Source organism: Saccharopolyspora ipomoeae (genome assembly GCF_029952525.1).
Lineage (GTDB): Bacteria > Actinomycetota > Actinomycetes > Mycobacteriales > Pseudonocardiaceae > Saccharopolyspora > Saccharopolyspora ipomoeae.
Window position 1 is genome coordinate 1 of record NZ_JASAOF010000041.1, and the last position, 14,641, is coordinate 14,641.

Consider the following 14,641-nt stretch of genomic DNA (forward strand, 5'->3'; position numbering starts at 1 on the left):
TCGCCACCGGTTGCCCGTTCTGCAAGGTGATGCTCTCCGACGGCGTCACGACCCGGAAGTCGGAGCAGGTCGCAGGCGAGTCCGTCGAGGTCGTCGACGTCGCCCAGCTGCTGCTCAACGCGGTCAAGCGCGGCGACAGCACGTGACCCGCTTGTTTCGGTAGGCGCGGTTCAGGACAACGGAAGGTTTGAAGTGGAGAATCCAGCAAGCACGCTCGAGGAACATGTGAAGTCCTGGGCTCCAGGGCCCGTGACCGACGAGGACTCGTTGCTGCCCGAGCAAACGGCGGCGGTGTCGGCGATGCTGGACCTGCCCGAACCCGCGGCGTCGTCAGGGGGTCCGCTGCCTCCGCTGTGGCACTGGTTCTACTTCCTCCAGTGGCCGGGCCAGACCGAGCTCGGAACGGACGGACACCCCGCGAACGGGCACTTCCTGCCGCCGATCCCGGACCGGCAGCGGATGTTCGCCGGAGGTCGCTGCCAGTTCGTCGAGCCCCTCAGGGTGGGGGAGCGAGCCGAGCGGACCAGCAGTCTGGTGAACGCGCAGGTCAAGCACGGCCGTACCGGTGAGCTGCTGTTCGTGACGCAGCGCAACGAGATTCGCCAGCAAGGCCGTACTCGGGTGATCGAGGAGCAGGACATCGTCTATCGCTCCGGCCGGAGTTCCGCCAGCCACCCCGAGGTCGTGGACCCCACGAGCGCCCCGTGGCCGGATGCCGAGTGGCGGCTACCGGTCCAGCCTGATCCGCGACTGCTGTTCAGGTTCAGTGCTCTGACGGCCAATGCCCATCGCATTCACTACGACCAGCCGTACGCGCGCGAGGAGGAGGGGTATCCCGGCTTGGTCGTGCACGGCCCGTTGCTGGCGGTGCTCATGCTCGAGCTGGTGCGCCGTGAGGAACCTCGTCGGGTGAGTTCGCTGGCGTTCCGGTTCCGCAGCCCCGTCTTCGCGCTGGAGCAGGTGGTCGCGTACGGGACGCGGTCGGAGGCGGCCGCGACTCTGGGGACCGCGACCCACCGCGACGACCGGCACGCCACTGCGGAGGTGACGTTCGCATGAGCCTGTCCCGCAAGCAGGTCGCACTTGCTCGCAGCTTCCTGTTCGTGCCAGGTGACCGACCCGACCGGTTCGCCAAGGCGAGCGCCTCGGGCGCCGATGTGGTTATCCTGGATCTCGAAGATGCGGTGGCAGGTGAGAACAAAGGCCAGGCCCGCGCTCACGTCAAGGAGTGGCTGGCGGCCGGCAACGACGCCGCGGTCCGGATCAATCCGCCTGGAACTCCGTGGTTCGAGGCGGATCTCGCGGCTGTGATTCGTCTCGGTTGCCCGGTCGTGGTGCCCAAGGCCGAATCCGTGCCAGCACTTTCCGACATCGGCCGCCGGGTGGCCAGAAAGTGCGCGTTGATTCCGCTCGTCGAGACCGCGCTGGGCATTGAGCGTGCGAGCGAGGTGTGCGCTACCGCTGGAACGGTCCGCGTGGCTTTGGGCAACGCGGACCTCGCCAGCGAACTCGGCATTGCGCACGACGACCACACGGCGCTTCTCCACGCGCGTTCCAGGCTCGTGTTCGCCTCCGCAGCCGCGAACCTCGCCCCACCCATCGATGGCGTGACGACGTCGATCACCGACACCGCGGTGCTGCAGGACGATGTCGCACACGCCCGCCGCCTCGGTTTCGGCGGGAAGCTGTGCATCCACCCCGCCCAGGTGGCATCGGTCGAGTCCGGTTTCGCGCCGACAGAGGCGGAACAGGATTGGGCACAACGGGTCGTTGAGGCGGGGGACTCCGTCACCCAGATCAACGGTCAGATGATCGACAAACCTCTTCTCGAACGGGCCCGTCGCATTCTTGCCACCAAGGACGGCCAATGAGCGGCGAGATCACCAGGTGACGCTCCGCGGTCTTCTTCCTGCTCGTACGGCCAAGGCAGTTCGAGGCTGGTGCACCGACTTGTTCCCTTGCTGCCGCAAGTTCGCCCAGTTCGTCGCATAGACGCCTGAGTTCTGCCGCTGGTGGGCCGATCTCTTACCAAGGTCGCACGAATTCATGACCCTTGGCAGACGTCACCGAGGAACGGTGTCGACAGACTGTGACCTACGCCATCGGAGTCGTGCGAAGGAGTCAGGTCATGGGCAATTTGACGGTGCTCGTGGACGGGTTGACGCATACCGAAGGAGTGCGCTGGCACGAGGGCCGCGTCTGGTTCAGCGACATCTACACCCACGGGGTGTACTCGGTCGGGGAAGACGGATCGCAGCTGCGGACCGAGGCCGAGGTGCCGGGTGAGCCCTCCGGGCTGGGCTGGCTTCCTGACGGACGCCTGCTCGCCGTGTCGATGCGGGATCGCAGGGTGGTGCGCCGGGAGCACGACGGCACGGTCGTCACCCACGCCGACCTCTCCCCGCTGTCCGAGTACCCCCTCAACGACATGACGGTGGGGAGAGACGGGACCGCATGGGTCGGGACATGGGGCTTTGACGTGCTCTCCCTCGCCCCGCGCCGCCCCGGGTCGTTGATCCGGGTCGATCAGGACGGGACGCCTTCGGTCGTCGCGGGCCCGGTGCACTTCCCGAACGGCGCGACGATCATCGACGGCAGCACGCTCGTGGTCGCCGAGTCGTTCGGCAACCGGCTCTCGGAGTTCGACATCCGGTCCGACGGCTCGTTGTCGGAGCGTAGGGACTGGGCGAGCTTCGGGCCGGTCCCGGCAGAGGAGGATCCGGTCAAGGCCATGGGGCAGCTCGGCGTCGCTGCGGATGGAATTTCGCACGTCGACGCCGACGGCGCGATCTGGGTCGCTGATTTCGTCAAGAGCCGCGCGGTCCGAGTGATGCCCGGTGGAGAGATCGTCGATGAGGTCTCGACGGGGGATCTCAACTGCTACAGCTGCGCCCTAGGCGGCGAGGATGGCAGAACCCTCTTCCTGTGCGCCACGCCGGCGGATTTCGACCCGGAGAAGCGCGCTGGCAACCCGGAGAGCGCGGTGCTGTCGACTCGCGTGGACATCCCGCTCCGCTGAGCGCGGGTGGGCCGGTCATGAACGCACAAGTACAGGACGGATGTTCCGGCCGGGGAGTGGCTGGACACGGCGATGAAGGAGGACGACCGTGCTGACTCGCGCTGCAGTGCTGCAGGAGGTACCCGGGCGTTACGAGGCGACGGAGGTTGAGCTCGATGACCCCAGGCCGGGTGAGATCCGGGTAAAGATGAAGGCCGCCGGGATGTGCCACTCCGACGACCACTACGCCGTCGGGACCCAGCAGGCGCCCATCCTGCCGCTCGTCGGCGGACACGAGGGCGCTGGGATCGTCGATGCTCTCGGGCCGGGTACGACGGGCTTCGCAGAGGGCGATCACGTCGTCTTCTCCTTCTTGCCGGTGTGCGGCCGGTGCTTCTACTGCGCGAAGGGGATGCAGAACCTGTGCCAGCTCGGCGCGTCGATCGGCACCGGTGCGCGGTTCACCGATCCGACGTCGTTCCGCCTCTCGATGGACGACAAGCCCGTCGGCCAACTCGCCGGCCTCGGTGTTTTCAGCGAGTACGTCACGGTGCACGTCGAGTCCGCGATCAAGATCGACCACTCCATCTCGTTCGACGTAGCCTGCCTCACCGGCTGCGGGATCGGGACCGGGTGGGGTGCCGCGGTGAATTCGGCGCAGGTTCGTCCCGGTCAGGTCGTCATCGTGATGGGCATCGGGGGCATCGGCATCAACGCGGTGCAGGGCGCCGCGCACGCCGGGGCGGACGTCGTGATCGCCGTGGACCCGGTGGACTTCAAGAGGGAGTCGGCGCTCAAGCTCGGCGCCACCCACGCCTACTCGGACATCGAGGAGGCTGCGGACTTCGCCCGCTCGCTGACCAACGGTCAGGGTGCGGACGCCACGATCCTGACGACGGGCATCCTTCGGAGCGAGCACATCCGCCAGGGGCTGGAATCGGTTCGCAAGGCGGGCACCGTCGTGGTGACCGGGCTCGGAGACAGCGTGATCAGCGCCGGGGACATCAACTTGCATCAGCTGACGCTGTACCAGAAGCGCCTCCAGGGATCGTTGTTCGGCGCCAGCACACCGACCGCTGACATCCCTGCGCAGCTGGAGATGTACCGGAACGGGACGCTCAAGCTGGACGAGCTGATCACTGCCCGGTACTCGCTGGACGAGGTCCCGCAGGGCTACGACGACATGAACGCCGGCCGCAACTTGCGCGGCGTCGTCATCTTCGACTGAAACCCGCCTGACCCCGGCTGTTCGCTGCCCACCGGATCCTGGCGGATTCGGTGGGCAGCCGGCGAATCAGCGTCGCAGTGCCTGCCCGTGGGGTAGCGCAATTGCGGGGCGTCAGTCCTTCGGCCAGATGATGGTTCGGTCGTCGAGGTGGTAGTCGAACACCAGCAACGTGACGTCGTGTGCGGCGATCCAGGCTGCGAAGCGCTGGTGGACCGGGTCTCTCTGGTAGCGCTGCAGGGACTGCTCATCGTCGAATTCCATGAGCAGCAGGTGGGAGTAGCCGCGGGTGCGTTGACCGGTGAGATCCGGGCCGAAGCGGATCGTGCGCGCTTCGCCGATGGTCGTGAGCGATTCGATTCCCGCCCGCATCTCGGCGAGTTGATCGTCGGTTGGCTCGTTGCCGAAGCGGAACGCTACGACGTGTTGCAGGGTCATCAGTACCTCGCCATCTTGTGGGTGCACCCGGTGCTTCACGGTGCGGGTGCCCGGCTGCTTCCGGGTGGTTCGCGCAGGGGCGGTCGAAGTATTATATTTAATATCTGTTAGTGCTCAAGTGGCCCACCACGCGCAGCGTGGTGGGCGAGAAGCACTGCGTTCTCATGCTCCTCCACTCGCACTCCATGCAGGGCTGGCGTCCCTCGTCGAACCTTTGGAGCTGCCCACTTCGGCAGGATTGGTCGGCTCTCGGCTCTTCATGGGGTGGGGTTGGATGACCTATGTTGTGAGAACACAATATAAAAAACATGAACTGGAAGGCGTCCTATGCGTGAGACCGATGCCCCGCAACCGCTAGCAGGCCTGGAGGTCACCGAGTGCGCGAGCTTCGTCGCCGGGCCCACCGGTGGGATGACGCTGGCGCAGTTGGGTGCGGACGTCGTGCGCATCGATCCGATCGGCGGCGGCAGCGACCACTGCCGCTGGCCCTTGGTGGGCGATGGAGAGGGTGCCGCAGATTCGGACTCCTACTACTGGACGTCGCTGAACAAGGGAAAGCGATCGATCGCCGTCGACATGCGCTCTGAGGAGGGGCGCGAACTCGTCATCGCGTTGGTCACGGCGCCGGGGGAGAACCGCGGCGTGCTGGTGGACAACGTGGTGGGCCGCCGGTGGATGTCCAACGAGGCGCTGGTCGCGCACCGATCGGATCTCATCCACCTGCGGGTGCAGGGATACCCGGACGGGAGTCCGGCCGTGGACTACACCGTTAACGCCGAGGTCGGCATCCCGGAGATCACCGGTCCGGAGGTCGGCGGGACGCCCGTGAACCACGTGCTGCCCGCATGGGACTTGGTGGCGGGCCTGACCGTGTCGACAGGCGTACTAGCCGCGTTGTACGAGCGCTCTCGCACCGGCCGTGGTTCTTATGTCGAGCTGGCGCTGTCAGATGTCGCGCTCTCTGGTGTGGCGAATTTGGGCTGGTTGTCCGAGGCCGCCGAACGGGGGAGCGATCGGTCACGGTGCGGTAACCACGTGTATGGCAGCTTCGGCGTCGATTTCCCCTGCTCGGACGGCAAGCGGGTGATGGTCGTGGCGTTGACTCCTGGCCAGTGGTCGGCGCTGTGCCGGGCGACCGGTACCGGTGAGGTCTTCGATGCGCTGGCGCCGGTGTTGGGGGCGGACTGGGCCGACGAGGCGGACCGGTACCGGCACCGGGAGGCGATTGCGGCGATCCTGAAACCGTGGTTCGCCGCGCGCGACAGCAAGCAAGTTGCGGACGAGCTGGACTCCGCACGGGTCCTGTGGGGCAAGTACCAGGGGATGACCGATGTCGTCGCCGAGCACCGGGCCGGACGGCACGCCGTGCTGGCCGACGCCGCCCTGCCTGGCGGCGCGGGGGCGATCACGGCCCGCTCGCCGCTGCGCTGGAACGGTGCGCACAGCCGGGTGGGAGTGCCCCCGGATCTGGGGAGGGAGACGGACGAGGTGCTCGCCACCCGGCTGCGGCTCAGCGATGCGGAAATCGGCGGTCTGCGCTCACGTGGCGTGGTGGCGGGACCGCGGTGATGAAGCGGTGGCTGACCTGGATATGTTGACCAGCCGCAAAGCGTAGGCATAATATATTTTTCACGACGATGTCGCTCACGGCCTTCGAAGCGGTGGTGCCGGTGGGGCGGACGGGGCTGCCTGACGAGATCGAACGGTTGGCTCTGTCTTCGTCTACAACCTCGCGGCCCGCATGACGGACCTCAGGTCGTCGTCGGTGGCGACGGGACGCTGCGCGGCCTCGCGCTCTTGCTGAAGGAGTTTGCAATGACCAACACCATCGTCGAACAGCTGGCCGATTTCACGGCGCGCAGCGACTTCGCCCAGCTGCCCGACGACGTCGTCGAGGAGTCCAAGCGGATCGTTCTGGACTCGATCGGCTGCGCGTTGGGTGCGGTCAACCAGCCCAAGGGGCGCATCGGCATCGACTACGGCCGGATGACCGGGGGGTCGGGTGGAGACGCCACGATCATCGGTACTCCGGAGCGGGTCTCGGTCTTCGGGGCGTCCTTTGCCAACGGCGAGCTGATCAACACCCTCGATGCCGACGCGGTGCTGCCGCCCGGGCACGTCACCCCGTACGTGCTGCCCGGGGCCTTGGCCGTCGGTGAGAGTTCCGGTGCGTCCGGCAAGGACCTGATCACTGCGGTCGCAGTCGGCCACGAGATGTCCTACCGGATCGGCAAGGCCATGGACTACCTGCGGGACGTCAAGGACGGCGAGGTCAACACCCCGAAGGTCTACGGGTACAGCAGCACGGTGTTCGGAGCGACCGCGGCGATCACCAAGCTGAAGGGTCTCACGCCCGATGTCCAGGCACACGCCCTCGGCATCGCCGGACTCATCGCACCCGTCAACTCCTTCCGCTCGTGGAGCATGCACACCCCCACTTCCACGATCAAGTACCTGCTTGCTGGCGCGTTGACGCAGGCGGCCCTGACCGCCGCGCACATGGCCGAGCTGGGACATCGTGGTGACCTGCAGGTGCTCGACGACCGGGAGTTCGGCTTCCCGCGCTTCATCGGAACATCGCGGTGGGAGGCCGAGCGCATCACCGCGGACCTCGGTGCTGACTGGCAGTTCCCTGCCGAGCAGACCTTCAAGCCTTACCCGCACTGCCGGATCTTGCACGCGCTGCTGGACTCCCTTCGCGAGATCGTCGACGAGAACGACCTCAAGCCGCAGGAGATTGACGGAATCAAGGCATTGGTCGAGGGCTTCGTGGAGCAGCCCCTCTGGCTGACCCGCACCATCGAGCACCCGCACGACGCGCAGTTCAGCATCGCGCACGGGCTCGCGGTCGGAGCGCACCGCGTGCCGCCGGGGCCCAAGTGGCACGACCCGGAGCTGATCTACAGCGAGTCCGTCCTCGGACTGATGGATCGGACCACGCACGAGGTTCACCCGGACTACGTCGAGATGCTCTCCGGCAATGCTGCCAGCCGGCCGGCCAGGATCGAGGTCTCAGCGCGTGGTGAGACCTTCGTCGGGGAACGGCGCTACCCCAAGGGCAGCAAGTCGCCGGAGCCCGAAACCACCATGACCAACGACGAACTGGTCGCGAAGTTCCGCCGGAACGCGGATGGAATCCTTCCCGAGTCGAATCTGGACCGGATCGTGGACGCCGTGCTGAATCTCGAGTCCGTCGGTGACATCAGCTCGATCATGAAGCAGACGGCGGGCTGATCCGCCGGTGGAGGTGGACGCACGGTCGTCCCGGTGTCCATCGGGGCGACCGTGCGTCCCGATTTGACTGCAATCTAATGCAGTATATATTGTGTTGTCTGATTCATTGTGATCGACGCACTGCCTGATCCCAGCGGCCTCCCTTATGTCGTGGATGGACGAGGTGGACGATGGACCGTGAGCAGGCCGTCCTGGCTTCTGGCTGGCGAACTGTGGCGCAGCGGGCGGGAAGCCGCGAGGATGCCAAGGTCTCGGCTTTGCGCGGCCAGCTCCGCGATTTGTGCGTGGACGCCGCATCTGCACTCGACGTCGAGATCGTGCACTCCGACCTCGAGCTGCTCGCCGCGGGCAGAGCGCAGCCGGTGTTGAGCAAGCTCTGGTCAGCTGCCTTGGGCGAGGCGTTGCGGTCGACTGAGGACGACACCGTTCCGGCAGCACGGCGGCGGGAACTGCTCGAACTCCTCGGCCGGATCCGGAGCATCGAAACTGATCTCGCCCAGGCGCGGCTCGGGCAGCGAGATGCGTTCCTCCGTCGGATTGCGGAGGCATTGGCCTCGGTCCGCGACGCGCGGACCGTCGAGGACTTCTTGAACCGCGTCCCCGAGGCCGGCTGCCGGCTGGGGTTCGACCGGGTCTTGGTATCCCGTGTCGAGGACTCGACCTGGAAGCTGCACAAGATGTGCGTCGTCCGCGATCCGAGGTGGGCAGACGAGCTCGTGGCCGTCGGCAAGGCCTCACCGCCACCGCTGGACGGAGGCATCGTCGAGGCCGACGTCGTCAGCCGAGCTGATTCGTGCCTGGTGTTCGACGTGCAGAACAGCGATCGGGTGGTCCGCGACCTGGTGCAGGTCGGCAAGTCGGAGTCGTACGGGATCGCGCCGCTCACCGTGCACGGAGAGGTGGTCGGGATGCTCCACGGCGACTGCTACTACCAGCGCCGCGACGTCGAAGCGGCCGATCAGGCCTTGCTGTCGCTGATGGCGGAGGGGCTCAGCCACTCGCTTGCCCGGATCACCATCCTCGAAGGTCTGGAAGCCCTGCATCGGACCGCCGGACTGACGATGACGAGCTCGGCGGCAGTCGCAGCACCGGCTGCTCCGCTGCAGGCAGTCCTGCCAGCCGACAACGGGCCGCTGACTCCGCGCGAGGCGGAAATCATGGAACTGCTCGCCGCGGGACATTCGAACCGCTATATCGCTCAGCAGCTGCTGATCACAGTGGGCACCGCGAAGTCCCACGTGACCCACATCCTGCGCAAGCTCGACGCCACCAGTCGCGCTGAGGCGATCTCGCGCTGGCTGCGCGGTCGGTACCCTCGCTGACCGTCGAAGGGCACGTCTTTTCCAGATTGACCACGCACTTCAAGGGCGCGGGCCGGTCCATGCCCCCGGAATGCAGAGCAACGCAACCATAAAGCTCGCTTCGCTAACAAAGGAAATGGAGGGGTGCGCCGGTGACCGCGGTGAGGCCTCGTTCCGCAATGGCGTTGCTCGGAGACCTCCGCTTCGGGTCATTCTTCTTCGCCAAGACCTTCTCGCTCGCCGGCCTGTGGAGCCACAACGTCGTCGCCGCGGTGCTCGCGTACCAGATCACCGGCTCCGTGTTCTACGTCGGGCTGGTCAGTGTCGCGCAGTTCGGGCCGCAACTGCTGTTCATGGGAGCGAGCGGCGTCGTCGCCGATCGCGGGGACAAGCGGGGGCAGATCGTCCTCGGGCGCCTGATCTGTGCTGCAGGATCGACCACGCTCGCCGTCTGGTGCCTGGTCGACACCGGAGGCGACAGCCCGGCTACCCGGGTGATGATCCTCGTCGCCTCCCTGGTCCTGGGAATCGGGCTCGTGCTGGGTGGGCCGGCGCTGATGGCATTCGTCCCCGCGCTGGTCCGCGAAGACGAGATCCCGACGGCCGTTCGGTTGGACGCGCTGCCGATGCTCGTGGGCAGGTCCGCTGGGCCTGCCCTGGGTGCGCTGCTGGTGACTTGGGCCGGTCCCGGCCCGGCTTTGTTCGCCGCTGCGGGGCCAAACCTGGTCTTCGCCGCCGTTGTCACCATGATCCGCGTCGACCCGCCCGCGTCGCATGGCTCCGATGCGGACGGATCGATGCGTGCGGCACTACGGCACGTGCGACAGGATCGCAGGCTGATGTTGATCCTGTTTGGCGTCGTTGTCATCGGCGTCGCCGCGGATCCGGCGCTCACCTTGGCCCCCGCGATCGCTGCGGGCACCGGAGGGGGTGCGAGAACCGTGGGGGTCTTCGCGTCGGCATTCGGCATCGGTGCCGCGCTCGGGGTAGTGCTCATGGGGCCTCTGGAGAGGTGGATCGCCGGGTCGCAAGTCGTGGTCGCAGGTCTGTGCGTGTTGGGCACGTCAACTGGAGTGCTGGCGGTGCCGCTTCCTGTCCCTGTCTTGATCGGCGCGTTCGCCTTCGCAGGTGCGGGGATGTCGACGGCGCTCACCAGCTTGACAGCCTTGCTCCAGGTCGCCGTGCCGGACTCGTTGCGAGGTCGGGTCATGAGCATGTGGTTGGCCTGCTTCGTCGGTGCGCGCCCCATCGCTGCGCTTCTCAACGGCACTATTTCTGATGTGTTGTCCGTGCCGGCAGCGCTGGTCTTCGCCACCGCCCTGGTGGCGGTCACAGCACGGGTGTGCCGTCCCAGCCGGCTGCGCGTCCCGTCGCCGGAGCAACGGGAGGGCAAGTCGGCCGTTCAGAAAGACTGCGCACCGCTTGCGCATGCGGAAGACCCCGGCCAGGGGCTGCGTCCACGACCGGGGACTACGAATCCGCGCTGATCGCTGATCAATCAGCCGTTTCTTGGTTCACGCGCGCCTGTTCCGGAAGAGATACTTCCGACTCGGACGACCGAGAACGAACGCGGCGCTGCTGGTCGAAGCCGACGCCGAGGACGATCAGGAGTGCGCACCCGGCGATCAGCAGGGAAACTCCCCAGGTCTCGTGGCTGGGTGACATGGTCACCATCGCCAGGGCGGCAAGCGGTGCGAAACCGCCGGCAACCGCGCCGCTGATCTCCCTTCCCGTGCCGATGCCTGATGCGCGGACCTCGGTCGGGAACTGCCGTGCCATGAACGGGCTGCCAGCCACGAAGATGAGCGGTGCGAGGACGCCCGTCGTGAGCATCAAGAAGCCCCAGATGTAGACCGAGTGGCCGGTGTCGAGGACCCAGAACATCGGGAACGCCAGCACGAGAACGCCGATCGCGCCGAACAGCATGACGCTGCGGATGTTCACTCGGTCGCAGAGGCGGCCGATGATCGGTACCGCGATGATGGCGACGGCGCTGGCCAGCGTGACACCGAAAGACCCGACGTTGGCGGGCACGTGCTGGAACTCGGAGAGGTACGACAGAGAGAAGGTCTTGAAGGTGTAGGCGATCGCCGAGTATCCGCCGTAGACGGCCGCCACGACGAGCAGTCCGCGCCAGTCGGAGCGCATGAGGTTGCCGAGCACGTGGAGGCCCTTGCGGTTCCTGGCATCAGTTGCCACCTGTTCGAATTCAGGCGACTCGGGCATGTTGCGTCGGATCCAGTAACCCAGGCCGACGAGTGCGAAGCTGGCGATGAACGGGATCCGCCAGCCCCAGGTGAGGAGGAACTCGTTGCCGAAGCTCGTGACGGCGGTGACTGCCAACGAGGCCGCGAGCAAGCCGATCTGGGCTCCTAGTGCGGGAAGGGCAGCGTAACGCCCTCTGGTCTTGTCGTCGGCGTGCTCGTAGGCGACTGTGATGGCGCTGCCCAGTTCCGCGCTCGCGCCGAAGCCTTGCAGGATCCGCAGGACGACCAGGAGCACCGGCGCTGCAATTCCGATTGACTGGTAGGAGGGCAGCAGCCCGATGAGTCCTGATGCGACACCCATGATCAGCAAGCTGAGTGACAGCACCGCTTTGCGGCCGATCTTGTCCCCGAGGACTCCGAAGAGCATCCCCCCGAGGGGACGGGCCAGGAAGCCGACCGCGAAGGTCGCGAATGCCGCCAGGGTGCTGAGGGACGAGTTCCCAGACGGGAAGAAGATCTTCCCGAATACCAGCGCCGCCATGGAAGCGTAGAGGTAGAAGTCGAACCACTCTAGCGTGGTGCCGATCACGACCGCAGGGCCGACCCTCTTCGGGGCCTGCGGGTGTGGAGGTCCAGTTCCGGATGAACCGAGCTTCATTGGTCGGGCCCTTCGAAGTCCGAGGTCACGCTTGTGGCCGGTGCCACAGCGCCAGGTAGAATACGATACATAAAATATTCATCGGCTCAAGTGAACTGTCCCGCGAGCTGGTCGGTGTGCGCAAAGGGGCGTGCCGAGCCCGTGTCCGGCCCGAGGGTGCGCTCTCAATCCCGCCCTCGGGCGAGCGCCTCGTAGACGCGTGAGGCGGGAGCGTGGGGCTGCCAGTGCCTGGTCGGCGCCCCCTGGGCGCGGTGCAGGCGGGTGGGGCAACCGGACGGTAAAAATAAGATATTTGACGACATGTTGGCCTCGAGCGCTACGCATTATATATTCAGTCTGCTGAGCGTGATGAGCGTTACTGGCACCAAGGGCCCGCGTCGACGCGGCCGGGCAGTGAACGTGAAACCAGTTCGATCAACGGGGTTCAGCCCGGAAGCACGCGGTTGCCGAGTTGGCGTGGGCAACGATGCGGAGGAAGACCGCCGGACCCTGAGTGCGACTAATGGTCCATAGTGGACCGTCGATCCTGAGAAGAGGGATACATGAGTGTACAAGGACGTACCTCGTCCTCCGCGGACGCGGAGTCGAGGAGGCGTGGGCCAGCCAAGGTGCTCGCTGCCACGATCGCGACCCAGTCGATCGAGTTCTACGACTTCATGATCTACGGCATGGCGGCGTCCCTGGTCTTCAACAAGCAGTTCTTCCCGGCTATTAACCCCGTGGCAGGCGTCCTGGCATCCTTCGCGACGTTCGCAGTCGGATTCGCCGCCAGGCCGCTCGGTGCTGTGGTTTTCGGGCACATCGGGGACAAGTACGGCCGGAAGCCGGCGTTGTTGGGGTCTGCGGTCGCGATGGCCGTGTCGACGACACTGATCGGACTCTTGCCTACTTATTCGATGATCGGAGCTGCTGCAGCCTTATTGCTGGTGATCTTCCGCATCGGGCAGGGGATCGCGGTAGGCGGTGTGTGGGGCGGTGCCACCCTGCTGGCCATCGAGTATGCACCGGCGAAGCGCCGCGGTCTTTTCGCGGCCATACCGCAGATCGGAACCTTCGCGGGTCTGATCGCAGGTATTGGGGTGTTCATGGTCATCACGAAGGTCGTCTCTCCCGAGCAGTTCTTGGGATGGGCTTGGCGCTTGCCGTTCTTGCTCACCGTCGTGATGTTCCCGGTCATCTTCTACGTCCATCGCTACATCGAGGACTCACCTGAGTTCCACGAGGTTGAGAAGACCATGGCCGCGAGGTCCGAGGAGCGTGCCAGGGACTCTTCGGTCATTCAGGTGTTGCGGCGGCCGAAGTACATGTTGACAGTGGCGTTCATCTTCATTCCCGCGACGGTCGTGTTCTACATGTCCAGCACCGGGATGATCGACTACGGTGTGCGTGATCTCGGGATCGCCAAGCCCACGATGCTCGCCGCGGTCATGTTGTCGGTCGTCGGCGCGGCGGTCAGCACGCTCGCATCCGGGTGGCTGTCCGACATCGTGGGCCGTCGTCCGGTCTACATGGGTGGAGTCATCCTCGCCGGGATCTGGTCGTTCGCGATGTTCCCGTTGATGGACACCAAGGACTTCGGTCTCATCGTGCTGGCCCTTGGGGTCGCACAGGTCGCCTTGGGTGCCATGTTCGGCCCGGGGATCACCCTGTTCGCCGAGATGTTCCCACCGAAGATCCGGTACTCCGGGGCGTCGATGGGTTACCAGCTCGCGAACATTCTCGGTGGCGGTCTGGCGCCTTTCATCATGGTCCTGCTCCTGGAATCGACGCACACGACGGCCTCGGCGTCCGCTTACGTTGCCGCGGTCTGCGCGATCAGCTTGATCCCGTTGTCACTGGCCGGACGGCTCCAGGCGCAGTCGAGGGAACAGGAGCCGGTCGAGCAGACCGGGTGACACTCGCATTCGTTCGCCGGCCGGCCACCACATCGCCGGTGGCCGGCCTTGGCGTCGACGTGCGTCGTCAGAGCCAAACGGGCTGGTCGTTCGACCCCGGAGACCGTGGGCGAACCAGGTCGGCGGACAGTGAACCCTGTCGCTGCTTGACCATCGTCACGGGTTCCTCTGCAGTAGGTCCGTGCGAGTTCCCCACAGTCTTTGATCAACGCGATTTCATACCCGCTGGGTCTCACTCGCGCTAGGAGTGGCGCCATGTCGCCGAAGTCGCGAACGCGGGCGTCGCACCGCTCGTGTCGTCTCGCCCGCGGACTGCAACTTTGGTCGTGGGTGTGGCGTCAGTGTTCGAGGCGGGTTCGGAGTTCGTGGAGGAGTCCGGTGGCGGCGTCGGCGATGACGGTGCCGGGCGGGAAGATCGCCGAGGCTCCGGCTTGGCGGAGTGCGTCGAAGTCGGCGGGTGGGATGACGCCGCCGACGACGATCATGATGTCGTCGCGGCCGATGGCGGCCAGTTCCTCGCGGAGTGCGGGTACGAGGGTGAGGTGTCCGGCGGCGAGGCTGGAGACGCCGACGATGTGCACGTCGGCTTCGGCGGCTTGGCGGGCGACTTCGGTGGGGGTTTGGAACAGGGGGCCGACGTCGACGTCGAAGCCGAGGTCGGCGAAGGCGGTGGCGATGACCTTCT

Annotated in this window: 12 protein-coding genes; 9 read left to right on the forward strand and 3 right to left on the reverse strand. The window is 66.1% G+C overall.

The features are described 5' to 3' along the window. Window positions 1-249: 249 nt before the first annotated feature. From QFW96_RS30020 to QFW96_RS30035, 4 genes are all read left to right on the forward strand, one after another. Window positions 250-1,059, forward strand: a complete 810-nt coding sequence (locus QFW96_RS30020) for an HTD2 family dehydratase (RefSeq protein WP_281459129.1) — start codon at window positions 250-252, stop codon at window positions 1,057-1,059. After that, window positions 1,056-1,871 carry an HpcH/HpaI aldolase/citrate lyase family protein gene (locus tag QFW96_RS30025; RefSeq protein ID WP_281459130.1) on the forward strand — a complete coding sequence of 272 codons (816 nt, stop codon included), beginning with the start codon at window positions 1,056-1,058 and terminating at the stop codon, window positions 1,869-1,871. The genes QFW96_RS30020 and QFW96_RS30025 overlap by 4 nt, the downstream gene beginning before the upstream one ends. 257 nt (window positions 1,872-2,128) lie before the next feature. Continuing rightward, a complete protein-coding gene (locus QFW96_RS30030; RefSeq protein WP_281459131.1) occupies window positions 2,129-3,019 on the forward strand; it encodes an SMP-30/gluconolactonase/LRE family protein in 891 nt (296 codons plus the stop codon). A gap of 88 nt (window positions 3,020-3,107) precedes the next feature. Beyond that, window positions 3,108-4,226 (forward strand): NDMA-dependent alcohol dehydrogenase, encoded by a 1,119-nt coding sequence (locus QFW96_RS30035; RefSeq protein WP_281459132.1) that lies wholly within the window; start codon window positions 3,108-3,110, stop codon window positions 4,224-4,226. A gap of 111 nt (window positions 4,227-4,337) precedes the next feature. Here QFW96_RS30035 and QFW96_RS30040 read toward each other — a convergent pair whose 3' ends face one another. Further along, a complete protein-coding gene (locus tag QFW96_RS30040; RefSeq protein WP_281459133.1) occupies window positions 4,338-4,700 on the reverse strand; it encodes a Dabb family protein in 363 nt (120 codons plus the stop codon). 288 nt (window positions 4,701-4,988) lie between these two features. Between QFW96_RS30040 and QFW96_RS30045 the strand changes: the two genes are divergently transcribed. The 4 genes from QFW96_RS30045 (at window position 4,989) to QFW96_RS30060 (ending at window position 10,683) form a co-directional block, all read left to right on the forward strand. Then, window positions 4,989-6,230 (forward strand): CoA transferase, encoded by a 1,242-nt coding sequence (locus QFW96_RS30045; RefSeq protein ID WP_281459134.1) that lies wholly within the window; start codon window positions 4,989-4,991, stop codon window positions 6,228-6,230. Between the two features lie 246 nt (window positions 6,231-6,476). Then, complete coding sequence (locus QFW96_RS30050) at window positions 6,477-7,895, forward strand: MmgE/PrpD family protein (RefSeq protein ID WP_281459135.1); 1,419 nt, start codon at window positions 6,477-6,479, stop codon at window positions 7,893-7,895. A gap of 170 nt (window positions 7,896-8,065) precedes the next feature. Further along, window positions 8,066-9,217: a LuxR C-terminal-related transcriptional regulator gene (locus QFW96_RS30055; RefSeq protein WP_281459136.1), complete on the forward strand. Its 1,152-nt coding sequence runs from the start codon at window positions 8,066-8,068 to the stop codon at window positions 9,215-9,217. Between the two features lie 158 nt (window positions 9,218-9,375). Beyond that, complete coding sequence (locus tag QFW96_RS30060; RefSeq protein WP_281459137.1) at window positions 9,376-10,683, forward strand: MFS transporter; 1,308 nt, start codon at window positions 9,376-9,378, stop codon at window positions 10,681-10,683. A 7-nt stretch (window positions 10,684-10,690) separates the two neighbouring features. Here the strand turns inward: QFW96_RS30060 and QFW96_RS30065 are convergent, their stop codons facing one another. After that, window positions 10,691-11,992 (reverse strand): MFS transporter, encoded by a 1,302-nt coding sequence (locus tag QFW96_RS30065; RefSeq protein ID WP_281459138.1) that lies wholly within the window; start codon window positions 11,990-11,992, stop codon window positions 10,691-10,693. 677 nt (window positions 11,993-12,669) lie between these two features. Between QFW96_RS30065 and QFW96_RS30070 the strand changes: the two genes are divergently transcribed. Continuing rightward, window positions 12,670-13,956, forward strand: a complete 1,287-nt coding sequence (locus QFW96_RS30070) for an MFS transporter (RefSeq protein WP_281459139.1) — start codon at window positions 12,670-12,672, stop codon at window positions 13,954-13,956. A 338-nt stretch (window positions 13,957-14,294) separates the two neighbouring features. Here QFW96_RS30070 and QFW96_RS30075 read toward each other — a convergent pair. Continuing rightward, a partial coding sequence (locus tag QFW96_RS30075; protein ID WP_281459140.1) for a cobalamin-dependent protein occupies window positions 14,295-14,641 on the reverse strand: 347 nt, incomplete at its 5' end.